We start from the raw sequence: 16,847 nt of genomic DNA, 5'->3' as shown, positions 1-16,847 counted from the left end.
CGTCAAACCGCCATGATGTCTTGTTCCTTGCCGGCGACCAGTTTGTCGACTTCGGCAATGAAACGGTCCGTGAACTTCTGGATATCGTCCTGCGAACGGCGTTCGTCGTCCTCGGAAGCGAGCTTGTCCTTGACGAGTTTCTTGACGCCGTCATTGGCATCGCGGCGCAGGTTGCGAATGGCCACTTTGGCGTGCTCCCCTTCGGCGCGCACGACCTTGGTGAGTTCGCGGCGGCGCTCTTCGGTCATGGCCGGCATGGGCACGCGGATCAGGTCGCCCTGCGCGGCCGGATTGAGTCCCAGGTCTGAATCACGGATGGCCTTTTCGATCTTGGCGCCCATGCCTTTTTCCCAAGGCGAGACGCTGATGGTGCGGGCGTCGAGCAACGACACATTGGCCACCTGGCTGATCGGCACCATGGAGCCGTAATAGTCAACATGCACGGTATCGAGCAAACCGGGGTTGGCGCGGCCCGTGCGGATCTTGGTCAGGCCATTTTTGAACGAGTCAATGGACTGCTGCATCTTTTGCTCTGCCTGCTGCTTGACTTCAACAATGCTCATGGTCGAATCTCCGGATTTTTATAGCGAAAAAGAACAAGCTGGGACAGGAGGCTCAGACGTGAACCAGGGTTCCCTCGTCCTCGCCCTGCACAACGCGCTTGAGCGCACCGTGCTTGAAAATGCTGAACACCTTGATGGGGAGTTTCTGGTCGCGACACAACGCAAAGGCCGTGGCGTCCATGACCTCCAGGTTCTTGCCCATGGCTTCATCAAACGTGATGTTGGTGTAGCGCGTGGCTTTCGGGTCTTTCTTGGGGTCCGCAGTGTACACGCCATCGACCTTGGTGGCCTTCAGCACGATCTCGGCGCCGATCTCCGCGCCGCGCAGTGCGGCCGCCGTGTCTGTGGTGAAAAACGGGTTGCCGGTGCCGGCCGCAAAGATGACGACTTTGCCCTCTTCGAGGTACTGCAGGGCTTTGGGGCGAACATAAGGCTCGACCACGCGCTCAATGCCGATGGCCGACATGACACGAGCGATCAGCCCGGCCTTGTCCATGGTGTCACCCAGGGCCAGCGCGTTCATCACGGTGGCCAGCATGCCCATGTAGTCAGCGGTGGCGCGGTCCATGCCGACAGAACCGCCGGCCACACCGCGGAAGATATTGCCGCCGCCGATCACGACCGCCACTTCGACACCCATGCGGGTGACTTCGGCAATCTCTTCCACCATGCGCACGATGGTCGCACGGTTGATGCCAAAGGCATCATCCCCCATCAAGGCCTCACCTGACAGTTTTAACAAGATTCGCTTGTAGGCTGGCATGTGAGAGCTTTCTTTGTTGGGTTGTCTGAAGTTTAGCGGCCTTCCGGCTGGACTGAAATGCTCAAGCAGCCTTGGCGGCGGCGACCTGGGCGGCGACTTCGGCAGCGAAATCATCCACCTTTTTCTCAATACCTTCACCCACGACATACAGCGTGAAAGACTTGATCGTCGTGGCTTTTTCCTTGAGCATCTGCTCGACGGTCTGCTTGTCGTTCTTGACGAAAGTCTGGTTGTACAGGCTGACTTCCTTCAGGTACTTCTGCACGCCACCTTCGATACGCTTTGCAACAATTTCAGCGGACTGGACGGCCTTGCCTTCGGCTTGTGCCTTGGCGGCATCTTCAGCGGCTTTGGCTGCAGCAACCGAGCGCTCCTTGGCGACCAGTTCGGCGGGAACTTCAGCGCTGGACAGGGACACAGGCTTCATCGCGGCCACATGCATGGCGACATCCTTGGCGGCGGCTTCGTCGCCTTCAAACTCCACAACCACACCGATGCGCGTGCCGTGCAGGTAAGAGGCCAGCTTGCTGCCCGAGAAACGCTTGAAGCGGCGCACGCTCATGTTTTCGCCGATCTTGCCGATCAGGCCCTTGCGCACGTCTTCCACCGTCGGGCCAAAGCCGTCCAGCGTCAGGGGCATGGCGCCAACGGCTTCCACATCTGCAGGGTTGTTCTTGACGATGCCTTCGACCACGGCTTTGGTGAAAGCCAGGAAGCTGTCGTTCTTGGTCACGAAGTCGGTTTCGCAATTGATTTCCACTAGCGCGCCCACATCGCCTTCGCGGTGCGCAGCCACAACGCCTTCGGCGGTGACGCGGGAAGCGGCCTTGCCGGCCTTGCTGCCGAGCTTGACGCGCAGGATTTCTTCAGCTTTTTCGAAGTTGCCTTCGGCTTCGGTCAGTGCTTTCTTGCACTCCATCATGGGGGCGTCGGTCTTGGCGCGCAGTTCAGCGACCATGCTTGCAGTAATTGCCATCTTTGATTCTCCGTTTTGTCGTTTTGACACGCTGGAAGCGATCAATTCGCACCCAGCTTTTCGTTAGGTTGTGAAAAAGGGGCTACGCGAGCCCCTTTTTCGCGTCTGGCGCAGAGCCGAAAACTATCAGGCGGCTGCGTTTTCCACTTCCACGAACTCATCCGAGCTCTCAGCCGAAACCGCCTTGACGACGTCGTTCACGGCATTGGCGCGGCCTTCGATGATCGCGTCGGCGATACCGCGGGCGTACAGGGCGACAGCCTTGGAGGAGTCGTCATTGCCTGGGATCACGTAGTCGATGCCGATAGGCGAGTGATTGGAGTCAACCACGCCGATCAATGGAATGCCGAGCTTCTTGGCTTCCAGGATCGCGATTTTGTGGAAGCCCACGTCGATCACGAAGATGGCGTCCGGCAGAGCGTTCATGTCCTGAATGCCGCCGATGTCTTTTTCAAGCTTTTCGATTTCGCGCTTGAAGGTGAGCTGTTCTTTTTTGCTGATGGAATCAAGGCCGGCTTCCTGCTGGGCCTTCATTTCTTTCAAGCGCTTGATGGAAGTCTTGACCGTCTTGAAGTTGGTCAGCATGCCGCCCAGCCAGCGCTGGTCAACATAGGGAACACCGGCGCGCTTGGCTTCGGTGGCGACGATGTCGCGAGCCTGGCGCTTGGTGCCTACCATCAGGATGGTGCCGCGGTTGGCAGACAGCTGCTTCGCGAACTTCATCGCTTCCTGGTACATCGGAAGCGACTTCTCCAGGTTGATGATGTGAATACGATTGCGATGGCCGAAGATGTACGGGGCCATCTTGGGGTCCCAGAAGCGGGTCTGGTGTCCGAAATGAACGCCTGCTTCCAGCATTTCGCGCATAGTGGTCGACATAGGAATACTCCAAAAGGTTGTGTCTAAAATCAGCGCTTATCGCCCCGTTAGCCTCTTTCGAGATTTCCGGGGCAACACCTTGAGTGGCTGATTTGCGATTTGCCTTGCAAACAACAAAATCGTCATTTGCAAAGCCTGTCGAGTATAACACCCTCCTGACCCATGAGCCAGATGCCCTCCTCAGGCGACCTCCATGCCACTCGCCAGGCCATGACGGCCGGCCAGACCTCCTCCCAGCGGGTTTTCCAGCAGGCCCGTGCCACGGCCCAAAGTGACGCCTGCCGCCACGTTTTCATGCCGGGAAACCCGCAAAACGATGCCGAAACGGTGGACAACCGCATCCCGGACGCTACAGGACTTCCGCTTGCCGGTATCCCGGTGTCGGTCAAGGACCTGTTCGACGTGGCAGGCCAAACCACCGCAGCCGGATCCACCGTGCTGGCGGGCGCCGCGCCCGCCGCAGAAGACTGCCCTGCCGTGGCACGTCTGCGCGCTGCCGGCGCCAGGTTCATGGGGCGTACCAACATGGTCGAGTTCGCCTTCTCCGGCGTCGGCATCAACCCGCACTACGGCACACCCGTCAACCCGGCCGACCCGAAGGTGGCGCGTATTTCCGGGGGTTCGTCCTCCGGTGCGGCGGTCTCGGTAGCCACGGGCGCAGCCCTGGTCGGGCTCGGCTCCGACACCGGCGGATCGATCCGCATCCCGGCGGCGCTTTGCGGCATCGTCGGCTTCAAAAGCACCGCGCGCCTGGTGCCCACGCAAGGTGCCCTGCCCTTGTCCACCAGCCTGGACACCGTGTGCGCCCTGACCCGCTCGGTGCGCGACGCAGTCACCGTGCATGAGGTTCTGGCGGCACGCAAGGTCCAACTGCCCGGCAAACCGCTCACCTCCTGCCGCCTGGCTGTTGCCCGCACCGTGATGCAGGACCTCCTGGACAACACCGTTGCCGAAGCGTTTGGGCGCAGCCTGCGGATCCTTCGCCAGGCGGGCGCGCATATTGAAGAAATCGGACTGGAAGAGATCGGCGAGCTGGCCGCCATCAATGCCACCGGCGGCCTCTCGGCGGCGGAAAGTTATGCCTGGCACCGAACGCTGATTGCCAGACACCAGGCCGAATACGACCCGCGCGTGGCCTTGCGCATTCTGCGCGGCGCAAGCATGAGTGCGGCCGACTACATCGACCTGCTGGCCGCCCGCAAGGCCTGGGTGGCCCGCATGGAAACACGCCTGCAAGGCTTTGACGCAGTACTCTCGCCCACCGTCCCCATCGTCGCGCCGCCGATCGCCGGTTTGCTGGGTGACGATGCCGAATTTTTCCGGGTCAACGGCCTGCTGCTGCGCAACACCTCCGTGGTGAACATGCTCGACGGTTGCGCCATTTCCCTGCCCTGCCACACGCCCGGCCAGTTGCCTGTGGGCCTGATGCTCTGGCATGCGGCGCTGCATGACGACGCGGTGCTGGACCTGGCACTGCAGGTGGAACCCGCCCTGGCGAATTCGCTATAAAAACAATAGCTGCTTGCGCTCATTCCCATTGGCTTGAAAGCCTTTTTCTTAAAAAAATGTACAAGAACATCTCTCCAGCCCCGCACCCCGTGCCTGCCCCACCTGACCGCGGGAGCCTCGCATGAGGGTTGCCGTCATTGGCGCCGGCATCATCGGCATCACCACCGCTTACGAGCTGGCCCTGGACGGCCACGAGGTCACCGTCTTTGAACGCCGCGGTGCGGCGGCCGAAGAAACCAGCTTTGCAAACGCCGGCCTGGTGGCGCCCGGGTATGTCACGCCCTGGGCCGCGCCGGGTATGCCGGGCAAGGTCATCAGCCATCTTTTCAGCCGCCACGCACCGGTCAAGCTCGGCCTGCCCCTGTCGGGCCGCGACCTGGCCTGGATGTGGAAATGGTTCCGCGCCTGCAAGCTCGAAACCTATCTGGCCAACCGCGCACGCATGCAGCGACTGGCCTTCTACAGCCGCGAAAGGCTGCACTACCTGACGGCCGAGCTTGAGCTCGAGTACGACGGCAGCCCCGGCTACATGGTGCTGCTGCGCTCTGAAAAAGACAGCAAGCTGGTGCAGCCGGGCCTGGCCGTGCTGCGCGACGCCGGCGTGGTGTTCAAGGAAATCGGCCCCGACGAGGTGCGCAAGATCGAGCCGGCGCTGAGCCCGGACACCGACTTCCTGGGCGCCGTGCACTTGCCGAACGACGAGGTGGCCAATTGCCGCCAGTTTGCCCTGCTGCTGAAGAACGAAGCCCAGCGCATCGGCGTGAATTTTGAGTTCAATACGGCTGTAACCCAATTGGAACGGGCGCAACCAGCTAGCATTTTGATAGCAGGCGAAACCAGCCCCCGCGGCTTCGACCATGTGGTCATGTGCGCCGGCCTGGCGTCCGCGGAACTCCTGAGGCCGCTGGGCCTGAAGATTCCCATGGCGGCGGTTTACGGTTACTCCATCAGCGCGCCGATCCGCGAACCGCTGAACGCACCGCGCAGCGCACTGATGGACGAGCGCTACAAGGTCGCGATTTCCCGCCTGGGCAACCGCGTGCGCGTGGCCGGCAGCGCCGAAATCGGCGGCACGCTTGACAACAAGCGGGCGTCGTCCATCCAGACGCTGTACAAGGTGCTGCACGACTGGTTCCCGGGTGCGGCCCAGCTTTCCAACACCGGTGCCAGCGTGCAGGAATGGAAAGGCGCCCGTCCCATGCTGCCCGATGGGCCGCCCATCATCGGCGACAGCGGCATTCCCGGCCTCTGGCTCAACCTGGGGCATGGCTCCAGCGGCTGGGCCCTCAGTTGCGGCAGCGCGCGGGTGCTGGCCGACCTGATGGCCGGCAAAAACGCCGACATCGACATGGAAGGCCTAGGAGTTGCCCGCCTGGGCTGAAACCACCCCGCGTCTACGCCCAAAGCCCGGCCTGCCGGGCTTTTTGCTTTGCGCGGCCGCACAATCGGGCCATGCGAAAAATTTCCAGTGCCCGCAGCGAGCCGCTTCACAGCGTGGCGGCCACGCGTGAACTTGAGCGGCATGCCGCCGCCGGGCTTGCGCCCCACACGCTGATGCAGCGGGCCGGCCTCTCGGTGGCACGTCTGGCGCTGGCGCTGGCGCCACATGCGCAGCGCATCTGGATCGCCTGTGGGCCCGGCAACAATGGCGGCGACGGTTTTGAGGCCGCCATGCACCTGCACCGGTGGGGCAAAACCGTGGTCGTGACCTGGACCGGGCCGCCCACCGGCAAAACCAGCCTGCCACCCGACGCCCATGCCTCGCGCGAACGCGCCATCGCCGCGGGCGTGCCCATGGCGGCACAGCCGCCCGATGATTTTGATTTCTGCATCGACGCCCTGCTGGGCATAGGCGGTGCGCTGGACCCTGAGCGCCCAGGCACGGGCTTGATGCTGGAATGGCTGGGGCGAATGCAGGCCGGCAGTGCGCCGCGGCTGGCCGTAGACGTGCCAACCGGGCTGGATGCGGACACGGGGTCTGCTACACATTTGATAGCTGCTTGCGCTCGTCCGCCGGGCGCTGCAGCCATTTTTACCTTAAGCCTTTTAACCCTGAAGACCGGGCTGTTCACCGCCGGCGGCCGGGATTGGGCGGGCCAGGTTTGGTTTGACGATCTCGGTGTCCGCGAAAAGCAGGCGGCAACCCCAAGCCAGACGGGCGCCTGGTTGTTGGGCGCCGACCATGCCGGCCAGCCGCCCCGTTCAGCCAACGCGCATGCCAGCCACAAAGGCAGCTTTGGCGACGTGGCCGTACTGGGGGGAGAATCCACCGCCCACAGCCACATGGCGGGCGCCGCACTGCTGGCGGCGCGTGCCGCCCTGCACGCCGGTGCCGGCCGGGTATTTGTGGCGCTGCTCGGAAGCCCGACCATCGCGGTCGACCCGCAACAACCCGAGCTGATGTTCCGCACGCCCGAGGCACTGGACTTCGCGCAGCAGGTGGTGGTGTGCGGCTGCGGCGGCGGCGAGGCCGTCAAGGCCGTGCTGGCCAGGGTGCTGTCGACAGCCAGGCGGCTGGTGCTGGATGCCGATGCGCTCAATGCCATCGCAGGAGACACGCAGTTCCAGGCGCAGCTCATTGCACGGCACGGCCGCGGCTACCGCACGGTGCTGACACCACACCCGCTGGAAGCTGCCCGGCTGGCCGCCACCACAGCGGCCGCGGTTCAATCCGGCCGGCTGGCTTCGGCCCGGCAGCTTGCCGAGCGGTTTCTGTGTGTGGTTGTGCTCAAGGGCTCAGGAACCGTCATCGCGGCGCCGGGCCGCAGCAGCGCTATCAACAGCACCGGCAACGCCCTGCTGGCTACTGCCGGCACCGGCGACGTGCTGGCGGGCATGGTGGGCGCGCGGCTGGCGGCAGGGCTGGATGCCTTCGACGCTGCCTGCAGTGCCGTGTTTGCACATGGCCGCCTGGCCGATGATTGGGCCGCCCAAGCCCCGGGTGTGGCCCTGACAGCCTCCGGATTGGCCCGTGCACAGGGCCACCGCAAGTGACCGACGCGGCTGATGGCTGAGGCTGATGAGGCCTTACACCAGGATCATCAGCGCAATTTGAATCAGGACGATGAGTACCAGCGCGGACAAATCCACGCCACCCACCGTGGGGATCACGCGGCGCAGGGGTGCCAGCACGGGCTCGGTCAGGCGCCCCAGCAAACCATACGCGGGTGAGCCAGGTTGCACCCATGAAAGGATGGCGAAACCAAGCACCAGGATGAACAGGGTTTGCAGCGACACGCGGATCAGCATCTTCAGCGCAAAGGACAGCAGCGTCAGCAAGGCCACAGGCGCAACCCCGGCAGTCCAAAACGTGCCCCCCAACAGCAGTCCAAACAGCAGGCCCCACAGCAACGCATAGGCCAGTGCCAGCAACGCGGCCGCCAGGATGCTGGCCCAGTCCACCCGGGACTGCATCACCGGCCTGGGCAGCACGCGGCGCAAGGGCTTGACCAGCCAGTCGGTCACAGCCATCACAAAATGGCCGGGCTGGGCCGTCATGTTGACCCGGACCCAGTTCATCCAGGCCCGCAGCAAGGCCGCTGCAATCAGCAGGAAGAACAGCGTTTCAAGCAGGAAGGCCAATACGCGCATCAGCATGGGCAACGTGCCTTGTGCGTACGGAGCGCAGGCAAGGAAAAAGTGTTGTGCGGAAATTTCATGGGTGTCCCGGCGCCTAACGGCGCGGCTTCTTGCCCTGCTTGCGGCCCGGCGGATTGCCTGCCGCCTTCTTGACAGCCGCCTTGAGGGCCTGGATGGGCGATTTGGGCGCCCGTTCACTGCTGCCGGTGCTGCGGCTGGCTGTGCCGCCGCCGCGGCCGCCTGAGCGCGATTCCGAACGTTTTCCAGCGCTTTTGCTGCCTGCCTTGCCGGTTCGGGGCTCCGCCGCATGTCGCGAAGCGCCGCGTTCCTGTGCCGGCAGTTCCGCCGCATGGCCGCCCGTCTTGTCCTTCATGGCGCGTCCGACCAGGTCCTGGCCCTCGTTGACAAGCCGGAAGTCGATCTTGCGGCCGTCCAGGTCCACCCGGCTGACCTGCACCCGCACCCGCGTGCCGATGGCATAACGGATGCCGGTGCGCTCGCCGCGCAGTTCCTGGCGGGCTTCGTCGAATCGGAAGTATTCGCCACCCAGCTCGGTGATGTGCACCAGGCCTTCGACGTACATCGCGTCCAGCGTGACAAAGATGCCGAAGCCCGTGGCTGCCGTGACGACGCCGCCGAATTCCTCACCGAGGTGCTCGCGCATGTACTTGCACTTGAGCCAGGCTTCCACATCGCGGCTGGCTTCGTCGGCGCGGCGCTCGTTGGCGCTGCAGTGCAGGCCGGCGGCCTGCCAGGCGAGCTCGTCGGCACTGGCTTTTTTCGGTTTCTGCGTCGGCTCCTTGACGCGCGCGGCCAATCGTTTGGACAGCTTGGCTTCGGCCTCGCCCGGCGTGGGCAGGGTCGGCAGCTGGTACTTGGCCTTGTTGAGCACAGCCTTGATGACGCGGTGCACCAGCAGATCGGGATAACGCCGGATCGGGCTGGTGAAGTGCGTGTAAGCCTCATAGGCCAGGCCGAAGTGACCGCTGTTCATGGGTGTGTAGATCGCCTGCTGCATGGAGCGCAGCAGCATCGAGTGGATTTGCTGTGCGTCCGGCCGGTCCTTGGTGGCCAGCGCGATCTTCTGGAATTCGCCGGGCGCCGGGTCATCGGTGATGGTCATGCCGATGCCGGCCGCCTTCAGGTAGTTGCGCAGCATTTCCTTCTTCTCGGGCGTCGGGCCTTCGTGCACACGGTACAGGCCCACGTGCTTGCTTTGCGAGATGAAGTCCGCCGAGCAGACATTGGCCGCCAGCATGGCTTCTTCAATCAGGCGGTGCGCCACATTGCGCGTGCGGGGCACGATTTTTTCAATCCGGCCCGCTTCGTCGCAAACAATCTGGGTCTCGGTGGTTTCAAAATCCACCGCGCCGCGTTCGCCGCGCTCCTTGAGCAGCGCCTGGTATACGTCGTGCAGGTCGAGCAGGTGCGGCACCAGCGCCTTGCGCTGCGCAGCTTCAGGGCCGCGTGTGTTGGCCAGGATGGCGGCCACTTCGGTATAGGTAAAGCGCGCCTGGCTGAACATCACCGCCGGGTAGAACTGGTAGGCGTGAACCTCGCCCTTGGCATTGACCAGCATGTCGCAGACCATGCACAGGCGCTCGACATTCGGGTTGAGCGAGCAAAGGCCATTCGACAATTTTTCCGGCAGCATGGGAATCACACGGCGCGGAAAGTACACGCTGGTAGCGCGGTCATACGCGTCAATGTCGATGGCGCTGCCGGTTTCCACATAGTGGCTCACATCGGCAATCGCCACCAGCAGACGCCAGCCCTTGCCGCGGCCCACTTTGGCGGGCTCGCAATACACGGCGTCGTCAAAGTCGCGGGCATCTTCGCCGTCGATGGTGACCAGCGGCACGTCCGTCAGGTCAATGCGGTGCTTTTTATCCGCAGGCCGCACGGAATCCGGCAGGGTGCGGGCCAGGGCCAGCGCTTCGTCGCTGAATTCATGCGGCACGCCGTACTTGCGCACCGCGATCTCGATCTCCATCCCGGGGTCGTCGATCTCGCCCAGTACTTCCTTGACGCGGCCCACGGGCTGGCCGAACAGCGCCGGCGGCTCGGTGAGTTGCACCACCACCACCTGGCCGGCCTTGGCCGTGCCGGTAGCGCCCTTGGGGATCAGGACATCCTGGCCATAGCGCTTGTCTTCGGGTGCCACCAGCCAGACGCCGCTTTCCTGCAGCAGGCGGCCGATGATGGGATTCGAGGATCGCTCAACAATTTCCGTGACACGGCCTTCGGGCCTGTTTTTGCGGTCGTGCCGCACGATGCGGGCCTTGACGCGATCCTTGTGCAGGACTGCACGCATCTCGTTGGGCGGCAGGTAAATATCTGCTTCGCCGTCATCGCGCAATACGAAACCATGGCCGTCTCGGTGGCCGGAAACAGTGCCCTCGAATTCAGCGAGCAAACCGGATGATTGGGCGGACGATCCGCCCGGATGGGAGTGAGTTGTTTTGATAGAAAGTCTCTTTTCGTTGGAGGCTGCCGGGTTTAAGTATGCAGCCGAAATATTTCAGGAAAATTTGAGGGGCCGAGCCTGAGAAAGCATTGAAGTAATGGTACACTGCTAGCTGTGCCCGGGTGGCGGAATTGGTAGACGCGCACGGTTCAGGTCCGTGTATCGCAAGATGTGGAGATTCGAGTTCTCTCCCGGGCACCAGATACACCAAACAGCTTCTCCAGACTCTTAAACGGACTCTGGGGTAAAGCAAGATTAAAGCCACTGTGACCCAGTGGCTTTTTTTGTGGCCGGGCCTCTTCTTCAGGCCCGGTTTCGCGTCCGCAGTGTCGTTAATCAAACAGGCACGGCAATCAGGTCGTGACCCTGGGTTCCGACGATGCGGGCCCGGGTGAATTCACCCACTTTCAGCGTCTTGCTGATTTTCTCGGGCGGCAGCAGTTTGACCACGCCGTCGATCTCGGGCGCATCGGCATAGGAGCGCCCGGTGCCACCCTTTCGGCCCAGTGCCGGCGCCGAATCCACCAGCACCTGCATGGTTGCACCTATGCGCTGCTGCAGTTTCTGGCTGGACACCGCTTCCGCCACGGCCATGAAGCGGGCGCGCCGCTCCTCACGCAGCTCGATCGGCAGCATGCCGGGAATATCGTTGGCCGTCGCACCTTCTACAGCGCTATAGGCAAAACAGCCTGCACGGTCGATTTTGGCCTCACGCATGAAGTCCAGCAGATGGTCGAACTCCGCTTCCGTCTCGCCGGGAAAACCGGCGATAAAGGTGCTTCGAATCACAATCTCGGGGCAGATTTCGCGCCAGCGCGCAATGCGTTCAAGGTTCTTCTCGCCGCTGGCCGGCCGCTTCATGCGCTTGAGCACATCCGGGTGGCTGTGCTGCAACGGTACATCCAGATAAGGCAGCACCTTGCCGGTGGCCATCAGCGGCAGCACTTCGTCCACACTGGGGTACGGATATACATAATGCAAACGTACCCAGGCGCCATACGGCTCGGCGATCTCGCCCAGCGCCTGCACCAGTTCCAGCATGCGCGTCTTGATGGGCTTGCCATCCCAGAAGCCGGTGCGGTATTTCACATCGACGCCGTAGGCCGAGGTGTCCTGGCTGATCACCAGCAACTCCTTCACGCCACCTTCAAACAGGGCGCGCGCTTCGTTGAGCACGTCGCCGATAGGCCGCGACACCAGGTCGCCGCGCATGGACGGGATGATGCAGAAGGTGCAGCGGTGATTGCAGCCTTCGCTGATCTTCAGGTAGGCGTAATGTTTGGGCGTCAGCTTGATGCCGGCAATGCCAAAGGCATTCGGCACCAGGTCCACGAAAGGATCATGCGGCTTTGGCAGGTTCAAATGCACCGCGTCCATCACCTCCTGTGTGGCGTGCGGGCCCGTCACGGCCAGCACGCTCGGGTGCATCTGGCGTACCAGGTTGCCGCCGCCCTCACCCGCCTTGGCGCCCAGGCAGCCCGTGACGATGACCTTGCCGTTTTCGGCCAGCGCCTCGCCAATGGTGTCCAGGCTTTCCTTGACCGCGTCGTCGATAAAGCCGCAGGTGTTGACGATGACGAGATCCGCACCTTCAAAGGTCTTGGAGGTCTGGTAGCCCTCGGCACTCAATTGCGTGAGGATCAGCTCGGAATCAGTCAGGGCCTTGGGGCAGCCCAGGCTGACAAAGCCGACGCGCGGCGCGGGCTTGGTGTTAACGGAAACAGGTGGGGAAATAACTTCGCTCATGGGGTGTATTGTCTCAGGGTCGCCGATTTCAGGGGACCGCCAGAGATTCAACCCTGGCTTTCATTTCAACGTTTCAGGCCGAAAGCCTGCAACATTTGCTCGCTCTGTTTTTGCATCTGCTCCTGCATCTGCGTGAAAACGTTCTTGGATTGCTCCACATAAGTGCCCATCATGCCCTGCATCATGGGTGACTGCGCATTCATGAACTGCGCCCACATTTCGGGGCTCAGTCCTTTGGACTGCTCGGCCATCTTGACCTGCAGGTCCATGAAGCTCTGCACGTTCTTCTCGAGGTAGGCGCCCATGAAGCTTTGCATCGCATTACCGTAAAAACGGATGATGTTGGCCAGCACGGCTTCGGTAAACATCGGCGCACCGCCGGTTTCTTCTTCGAGAATGATCTGCAGCAGGATGCTGCGCGTCAAGTCTTCATTGGTCTTGGCATCGCGCACCACAAAATCAGCGCTGTCCATCACCAGCTGGCGGACTTCCGTGAGCGTGATATAGGCCGATGTCTCGGTGTCGTACAGCCTGCGATTCGGGTACTTCTTGATCACACGTGAAGCCGCAGCCTTGCCGGCAGCCCGGCCGCTTTTGGCGCCGGGAGTGCCGTCGGCAGAGGCGTCGCCCTGTGAAGGCGGCGTGCCGGATGACGGGCTGGTGGATTTGCTTTTTGGCACTGATTTCTCCTCTGAATGACGACCGGCGCCGAAACGCCGGGACTCAATACATTCTAGGAATTCTGATGTACTCAATCCCCTTGGTTTACCCTGTGTGCCAGTCCGCATTACAAAGAATGCAGATCTGGATCAGGAACCGTCGAGGGAATTGGTAGGCGCGATTGGACTCGAACCAACGACCCCCACCATGTCAAGGTGGTGCTCTAACCAGCTGAGCTACGCGCCTAAGGACTGTTCGAAGCTCGTATTGTAGCAAAGCAAAACGGCTATCTTGCTTCGCCCCGAAAATTTGCCGAAAAAAGTCCTGCAGCCGGGTTCAACGTCTCCGCGCGGACCGCACGCCCGGCACCTCGGCCACGACGGCCAGCACCTGGTTAAGCCGGCCCGATTGCGCAACTTCCACAGTGAATGTCATCCACGCCGTGCCGCCGCGGTTGTCCTTGACCGACTGTGTCTGCACACCAATCACGTTCATTTTTTCTTTGGCGAATACCTCGGAAATATCGCGCAGCAAGCCCTGCCTGTCTGCTGCCTCCACGGCCACATCCACCGGATACACCGCGCCATCCGCCGTCTTGGGTGCGTTCCATTCAACCTCAATCACGCGGTCGGGGCTGCCGCTGGCCATGTTGCGAAAATTGCTGCAGTCGCTGCGGTGGATGCTGACCCCTTTGCCCTTGGTGACGAAACCTAGGATTTCATCCGGCGGCGCCGGCTTGCAGCATTTGGCCAATTGCGTCAGCAGGGAACCCATGCCGACCACCAGCACACCGCCGCCACTTTTGGATTTCTGATTCGGTGGACGCGCTTTTTTTGCCAGCACATAGTCGTCCTGGCTCAACACGGGTTCGGGTGGCCTGAGCATGTTTTCAATCGTGCGCAGTGACAACTCGTCCTTGCCCACTACTTCAAACAAATCATCCGCCGCCTTGAAGCCGAGTTGCACCGCCAGATCATCAAGCTTCATGGCGGTCTTGCCCTCGCGCTGAAGCAGTTTTTCCACAGCCTCGCGGCCCCGGGCCACTGTCTGTTCCATCGCCAGCGCGTTGAACCATGCGCGGACTTTCGACTTTGCACGGTGGCTGCACAGAAAGCCAAGCTCGGGGTTAAGCCAGTCGCGCGAGGGGCCACCTTCCTTCACGGTGATCACTTCAACCGTCTGGCCATTTTGCAAGGGCGTATTCAGCGGCACCATGACACCGTCAATGCGCGCGCCCCGGCAACGGTGCCCCAGGCTGGTGTGCACGCTGTAAGCAAAATCCACCGTTGTCGCGCCCTGCGGCAATTCCACAATGGCGGCGTCAGGGGTCAGTACGTAGATGCGGTCTTCGAACAGGCCCTGCTTGGCATCGCGTGCACGCTGGGAGGCTGGGCCCGAGAGGTCCCTCTCCCACGCCAACAGTTGCCGCAGCACGGCGATCTTGGCGTCATATTCGCTGCTGGCCGACACGCCCGCGTAACCCTTGGCACCCGCCTCTTTATAGGCCCAATGCGCAGCCACGCCATGCTCGGCATGGTCATGCATGGCCTGCGTGCGCACCTGTATCTCCACCGCCCGCCCGCCGTCGTCGCGCACCACGGTGTGCAATGACTGATAGCCATTGGACTTGGGCTTGGCGATGTAGTCGTCAAACTCGCCGTCCACCGGCGTGAAGCGCGAATGTACAAAACCGAGCGCGGCATAACAGCCCTTCACGTCGGCGGCAATCACGCGCAAGGCACGGATATCAAACACCTGCTCGAAGTCCAGCGACTTGCCGCGCATTTTTTTGACAATGCTGTAGATGTGCTTGGGCCGGCCCTGCACCAGCGCGGCAATGCCGTTCTGGTTCAGCTCGCGCTCCAGCTGCGCGCGCAAAGCCTCCATGAAGCCTTCGCGCTCCACGCGTTTTTCATCCAGCAGGCGGGCTGTCTGTTTGTAGGTATCGGGCTCCAGGAAGCGGAAGGCCAGGTCTTCCATTTCCCATTTGATCTGCCAGATGCCCAGACGGTTGGCCAGCGGCGCAAACACATGCAGGGATTCATGCGCCAATGCCAATGGTGCAGGTTGGCGGGTGGCCGCGTAGTGGCGCAGGGTTTGAAGCCGCGACGCCAGCCGCAACATCACCACCCGCAGGTCACGCGAGAACGCCAGCAGCATCTTGCGCACGTTTTCGGTTTGCGCAGCCGGGTCGTCGAGCAAGTGCGCCTTGGCATTGGCCGTGCGAGCCTGCCGCTGCACCTGAACCAGTTTGGTGGTTTCCAGCGCCAGCGCGGCATAGTTGGCACCAAATGCCTTGGTGATGACTTCCTGCGGCTTGTTCAGGTGCTGGCACGCATACACCAGGTAGGTCGCGGCCTGCATGGCTTCCGAGCCGCCGATGTTTTTCAGGATGGCAGCCACAGCGTCGGCATGCGCCAGGATGTTTTCACCCGTGTCGTGCGTTTCGCTGGCGATCAGGGGCTCGGCAAACGCCCGGGCACGGGCCAGTGCATGCGGCTGGTCCGGCAGGCTGTCGGCCGTGGCGGTAACGATGGAGGCATTAGCCCCCTGGGAGGGTGTCGGGCCACCGGGCCCGACCACATTGCTTTTCATGAAACTTCAGTCAAATAGTTGCGAGGCTGGCGGCTCAGCATTGCAGCACTTACCCAGCATTACCCAATTCAATACCAATACGCGGGTGCTACCCAAGCAGGAAACCCGCCACGGCGGCTACCTGGTCCGCAGCGATCAGCGTGGGCGCATGGCCCACCCCGTCAAACTCCACCAGGTGCGCGCGCGGGCCACGGGCCGTCATGGCCTGAGCCGTCTGGGAGCTCAGCAAGTCCGACTGCTTGCCGCGGATCACCAGCGTTTGCGCCTTGATATTGTCGTAGAGCTGCCAGAGCAAGGCTTCACCCTGCCGTGCGGATTGCTCGGTCTCCTGCTTGAAAGGCACGGCGATGGCCGGGTCGTAATGCAGGCGCCATTTGGCATCGGCGGCGTCCGAGACGCGCCGGAGCATGGGACGCGACAGCGCCAGCCACTGTTCGGGCGTGTGCGGGCCAAAGCTTTGGGAAATCGCCCACATGGCATCGGCCGCTTCTTGCACCGACCCGAAGTGACCGGCCTGCCCCAGATAGGTGCCGATTCGCACGATCGCCTGCCACTGGATCGCCGGCCCGACGTCATTGAGCACCAGCCGACGCACTGGTACAGGTAAAGGCAGACCAGGCGTCCCACACACCGCCACGCCGATCAAACCGCCCATGCTGGTACCCACCCAGTCCAGCGAAACCACAGGCGCCTGCGCGTGCAGCTGGCCCAGCAGCGCCAGCATGTCGGCGGCATAGGCCCGCAGCTGGTAGCCCATTGGATCTTTGAGCCAGTCGCTTTCCCCGCGGCCCACCACATCGGGGCAGACCACGCGAATGCCGTCCGGTGCCTGCTCGCACAGCATGCGCGCCAGCACGTCAAAATCGCGGCCCTGCCGCGACAGGCCGTGCACACACACCACAACGTGCGCGCTGTCCGGCCGGCCCCATTGCCAGTACGCCATGCGGTGCCCGCCTGCGGCGTCAGGGCAATTTACGTAGTTCAGCGTAGGTTGGGTCATGGTGCGGCAGTTCAATTCAAAGGCTTGATAATTGCTTGAAAAATCGGCGACGCGCAGTGTGCACCGCGCGCTGTTCAGAATCCCAGCTCAACCATCGTAAATCATCCGGA

Annotated in this window: 13 protein-coding genes and 2 tRNA genes; 4 read left to right on the top strand and 11 right to left on the bottom strand. The window is 62.4% G+C overall.

What is annotated here, in order from left to right; genetic code table 11:
• Window positions 1-2: 2 nt before the first annotated feature.
• From frr to rpsB, 4 genes are all read right to left on the bottom strand, one after another.
• The gene (gene frr, locus AC1D11_RS21175) at window positions 3-563 is read right to left on the bottom strand and encodes a ribosome recycling factor (protein ID WP_457280558.1); all 561 of its coding nucleotides are present in this window, start codon (window positions 561-563) and stop codon (window positions 3-5) included.
• A gap of 52 nt (window positions 564-615) precedes the next feature.
• Complete coding sequence (gene pyrH / locus AC1D11_RS21170; protein WP_036838012.1) at window positions 616-1,326, bottom strand: UMP kinase; 711 nt, start codon at window positions 1,324-1,326, stop codon at window positions 616-618.
• Window positions 1,327-1,387: 61 nt separating this feature from the next.
• Complete coding sequence (gene tsf / locus AC1D11_RS21165; RefSeq protein ID WP_477651255.1) at window positions 1,388-2,302, bottom strand: translation elongation factor Ts; 915 nt, start codon at window positions 2,300-2,302, stop codon at window positions 1,388-1,390.
• 126 nt (window positions 2,303-2,428) lie between these two features.
• Window positions 2,429-3,181 (bottom strand): 30S ribosomal protein S2, encoded by a 753-nt coding sequence (gene rpsB, locus AC1D11_RS21160; RefSeq protein WP_457280556.1) that lies wholly within the window; start codon window positions 3,179-3,181, stop codon window positions 2,429-2,431.
• A 162-nt stretch (window positions 3,182-3,343) separates the two neighbouring features.
• Between rpsB and AC1D11_RS21155 the strand changes: the two genes are divergently transcribed.
• The 3 genes from AC1D11_RS21155 to AC1D11_RS21145 all read left to right on the top strand — a co-directional run bounded on the left by AC1D11_RS21155 (window position 3,344) and on the right by AC1D11_RS21145 (window position 7,684).
• Window positions 3,344-4,690, top strand: a complete 1,347-nt coding sequence (locus tag AC1D11_RS21155; protein ID WP_477649794.1) for an amidase — start codon at window positions 3,344-3,346, stop codon at window positions 4,688-4,690.
• Between the two features lie 121 nt (window positions 4,691-4,811).
• Window positions 4,812-6,071 (top strand): D-amino acid dehydrogenase, encoded by a 1,260-nt coding sequence (locus tag AC1D11_RS21150; RefSeq protein ID WP_477649793.1) that lies wholly within the window; start codon window positions 4,812-4,814, stop codon window positions 6,069-6,071.
• A gap of 71 nt (window positions 6,072-6,142) precedes the next feature.
• Window positions 6,143-7,684, top strand: a complete 1,542-nt coding sequence (locus tag AC1D11_RS21145) for an NAD(P)H-hydrate dehydratase (RefSeq protein ID WP_477649792.1) — start codon at window positions 6,143-6,145, stop codon at window positions 7,682-7,684.
• A gap of 33 nt (window positions 7,685-7,717) precedes the next feature.
• Here AC1D11_RS21145 and AC1D11_RS21140 read toward each other — a convergent pair whose 3' ends face one another.
• Entirely contained in the window at window positions 7,718-8,287 is a 570-nt protein-coding gene (locus AC1D11_RS21140) for a YggT family protein (protein WP_477649791.1), read from the bottom strand.
• Between the two features lie 76 nt (window positions 8,288-8,363).
• Window positions 8,364-10,685 (bottom strand): ribonuclease R, encoded by a 2,322-nt coding sequence (gene rnr, locus AC1D11_RS21135; RefSeq protein ID WP_477649790.1) that lies wholly within the window; start codon window positions 10,683-10,685, stop codon window positions 8,364-8,366.
• Window positions 10,686-10,852: 167 nt separating this feature from the next.
• Between rnr and AC1D11_RS21130 the strand changes: the two genes are divergently transcribed.
• Window positions 10,853-10,937: transfer RNA gene (locus tag AC1D11_RS21130), tRNA-Leu, on the top strand.
• Between the two features lie 135 nt (window positions 10,938-11,072).
• On the opposite strand, the gene rimO is transcribed toward AC1D11_RS21130, so the two are convergent.
• From rimO to AC1D11_RS21105, 5 genes are all read right to left on the bottom strand, one after another.
• Window positions 11,073-12,482, bottom strand: a complete 1,410-nt coding sequence (rimO, locus tag AC1D11_RS21125) for a 30S ribosomal protein S12 methylthiotransferase RimO (protein ID WP_477649163.1) — start codon at window positions 12,480-12,482, stop codon at window positions 11,073-11,075.
• Between the two features lie 65 nt (window positions 12,483-12,547).
• Window positions 12,548-13,039, bottom strand: a complete 492-nt coding sequence (phaR, locus tag AC1D11_RS21120) for a polyhydroxyalkanoate synthesis repressor PhaR (protein WP_477649198.1) — start codon at window positions 13,037-13,039, stop codon at window positions 12,548-12,550.
• Window positions 13,040-13,311: 272 nt separating this feature from the next.
• Window positions 13,312-13,388 (bottom strand) — tRNA-Val (locus AC1D11_RS21115).
• Between the two features lie 90 nt (window positions 13,389-13,478).
• Window positions 13,479-15,737: a RelA/SpoT family protein gene (locus tag AC1D11_RS21110; RefSeq protein WP_477651487.1), complete on the bottom strand. Its 2,259-nt coding sequence runs from the start codon at window positions 15,735-15,737 to the stop codon at window positions 13,479-13,481.
• An 88-nt stretch (window positions 15,738-15,825) separates the two neighbouring features.
• On the bottom strand, window positions 15,826-16,737 hold the full coding sequence (locus tag AC1D11_RS21105; protein ID WP_477649165.1) for an alpha/beta fold hydrolase: 912 nt from the start codon (window positions 16,735-16,737) through the stop codon (window positions 15,826-15,828).
• Between the last annotated feature and the right edge of the window lie 110 nt (window positions 16,738-16,847).

Source organism: Polaromonas sp. P1_E11, from assembly GCF_056405995.1.
Note: the sequence above shows the minus strand (reverse complement) of the source record. Positions and strands in the feature narration are given on the sequence as shown.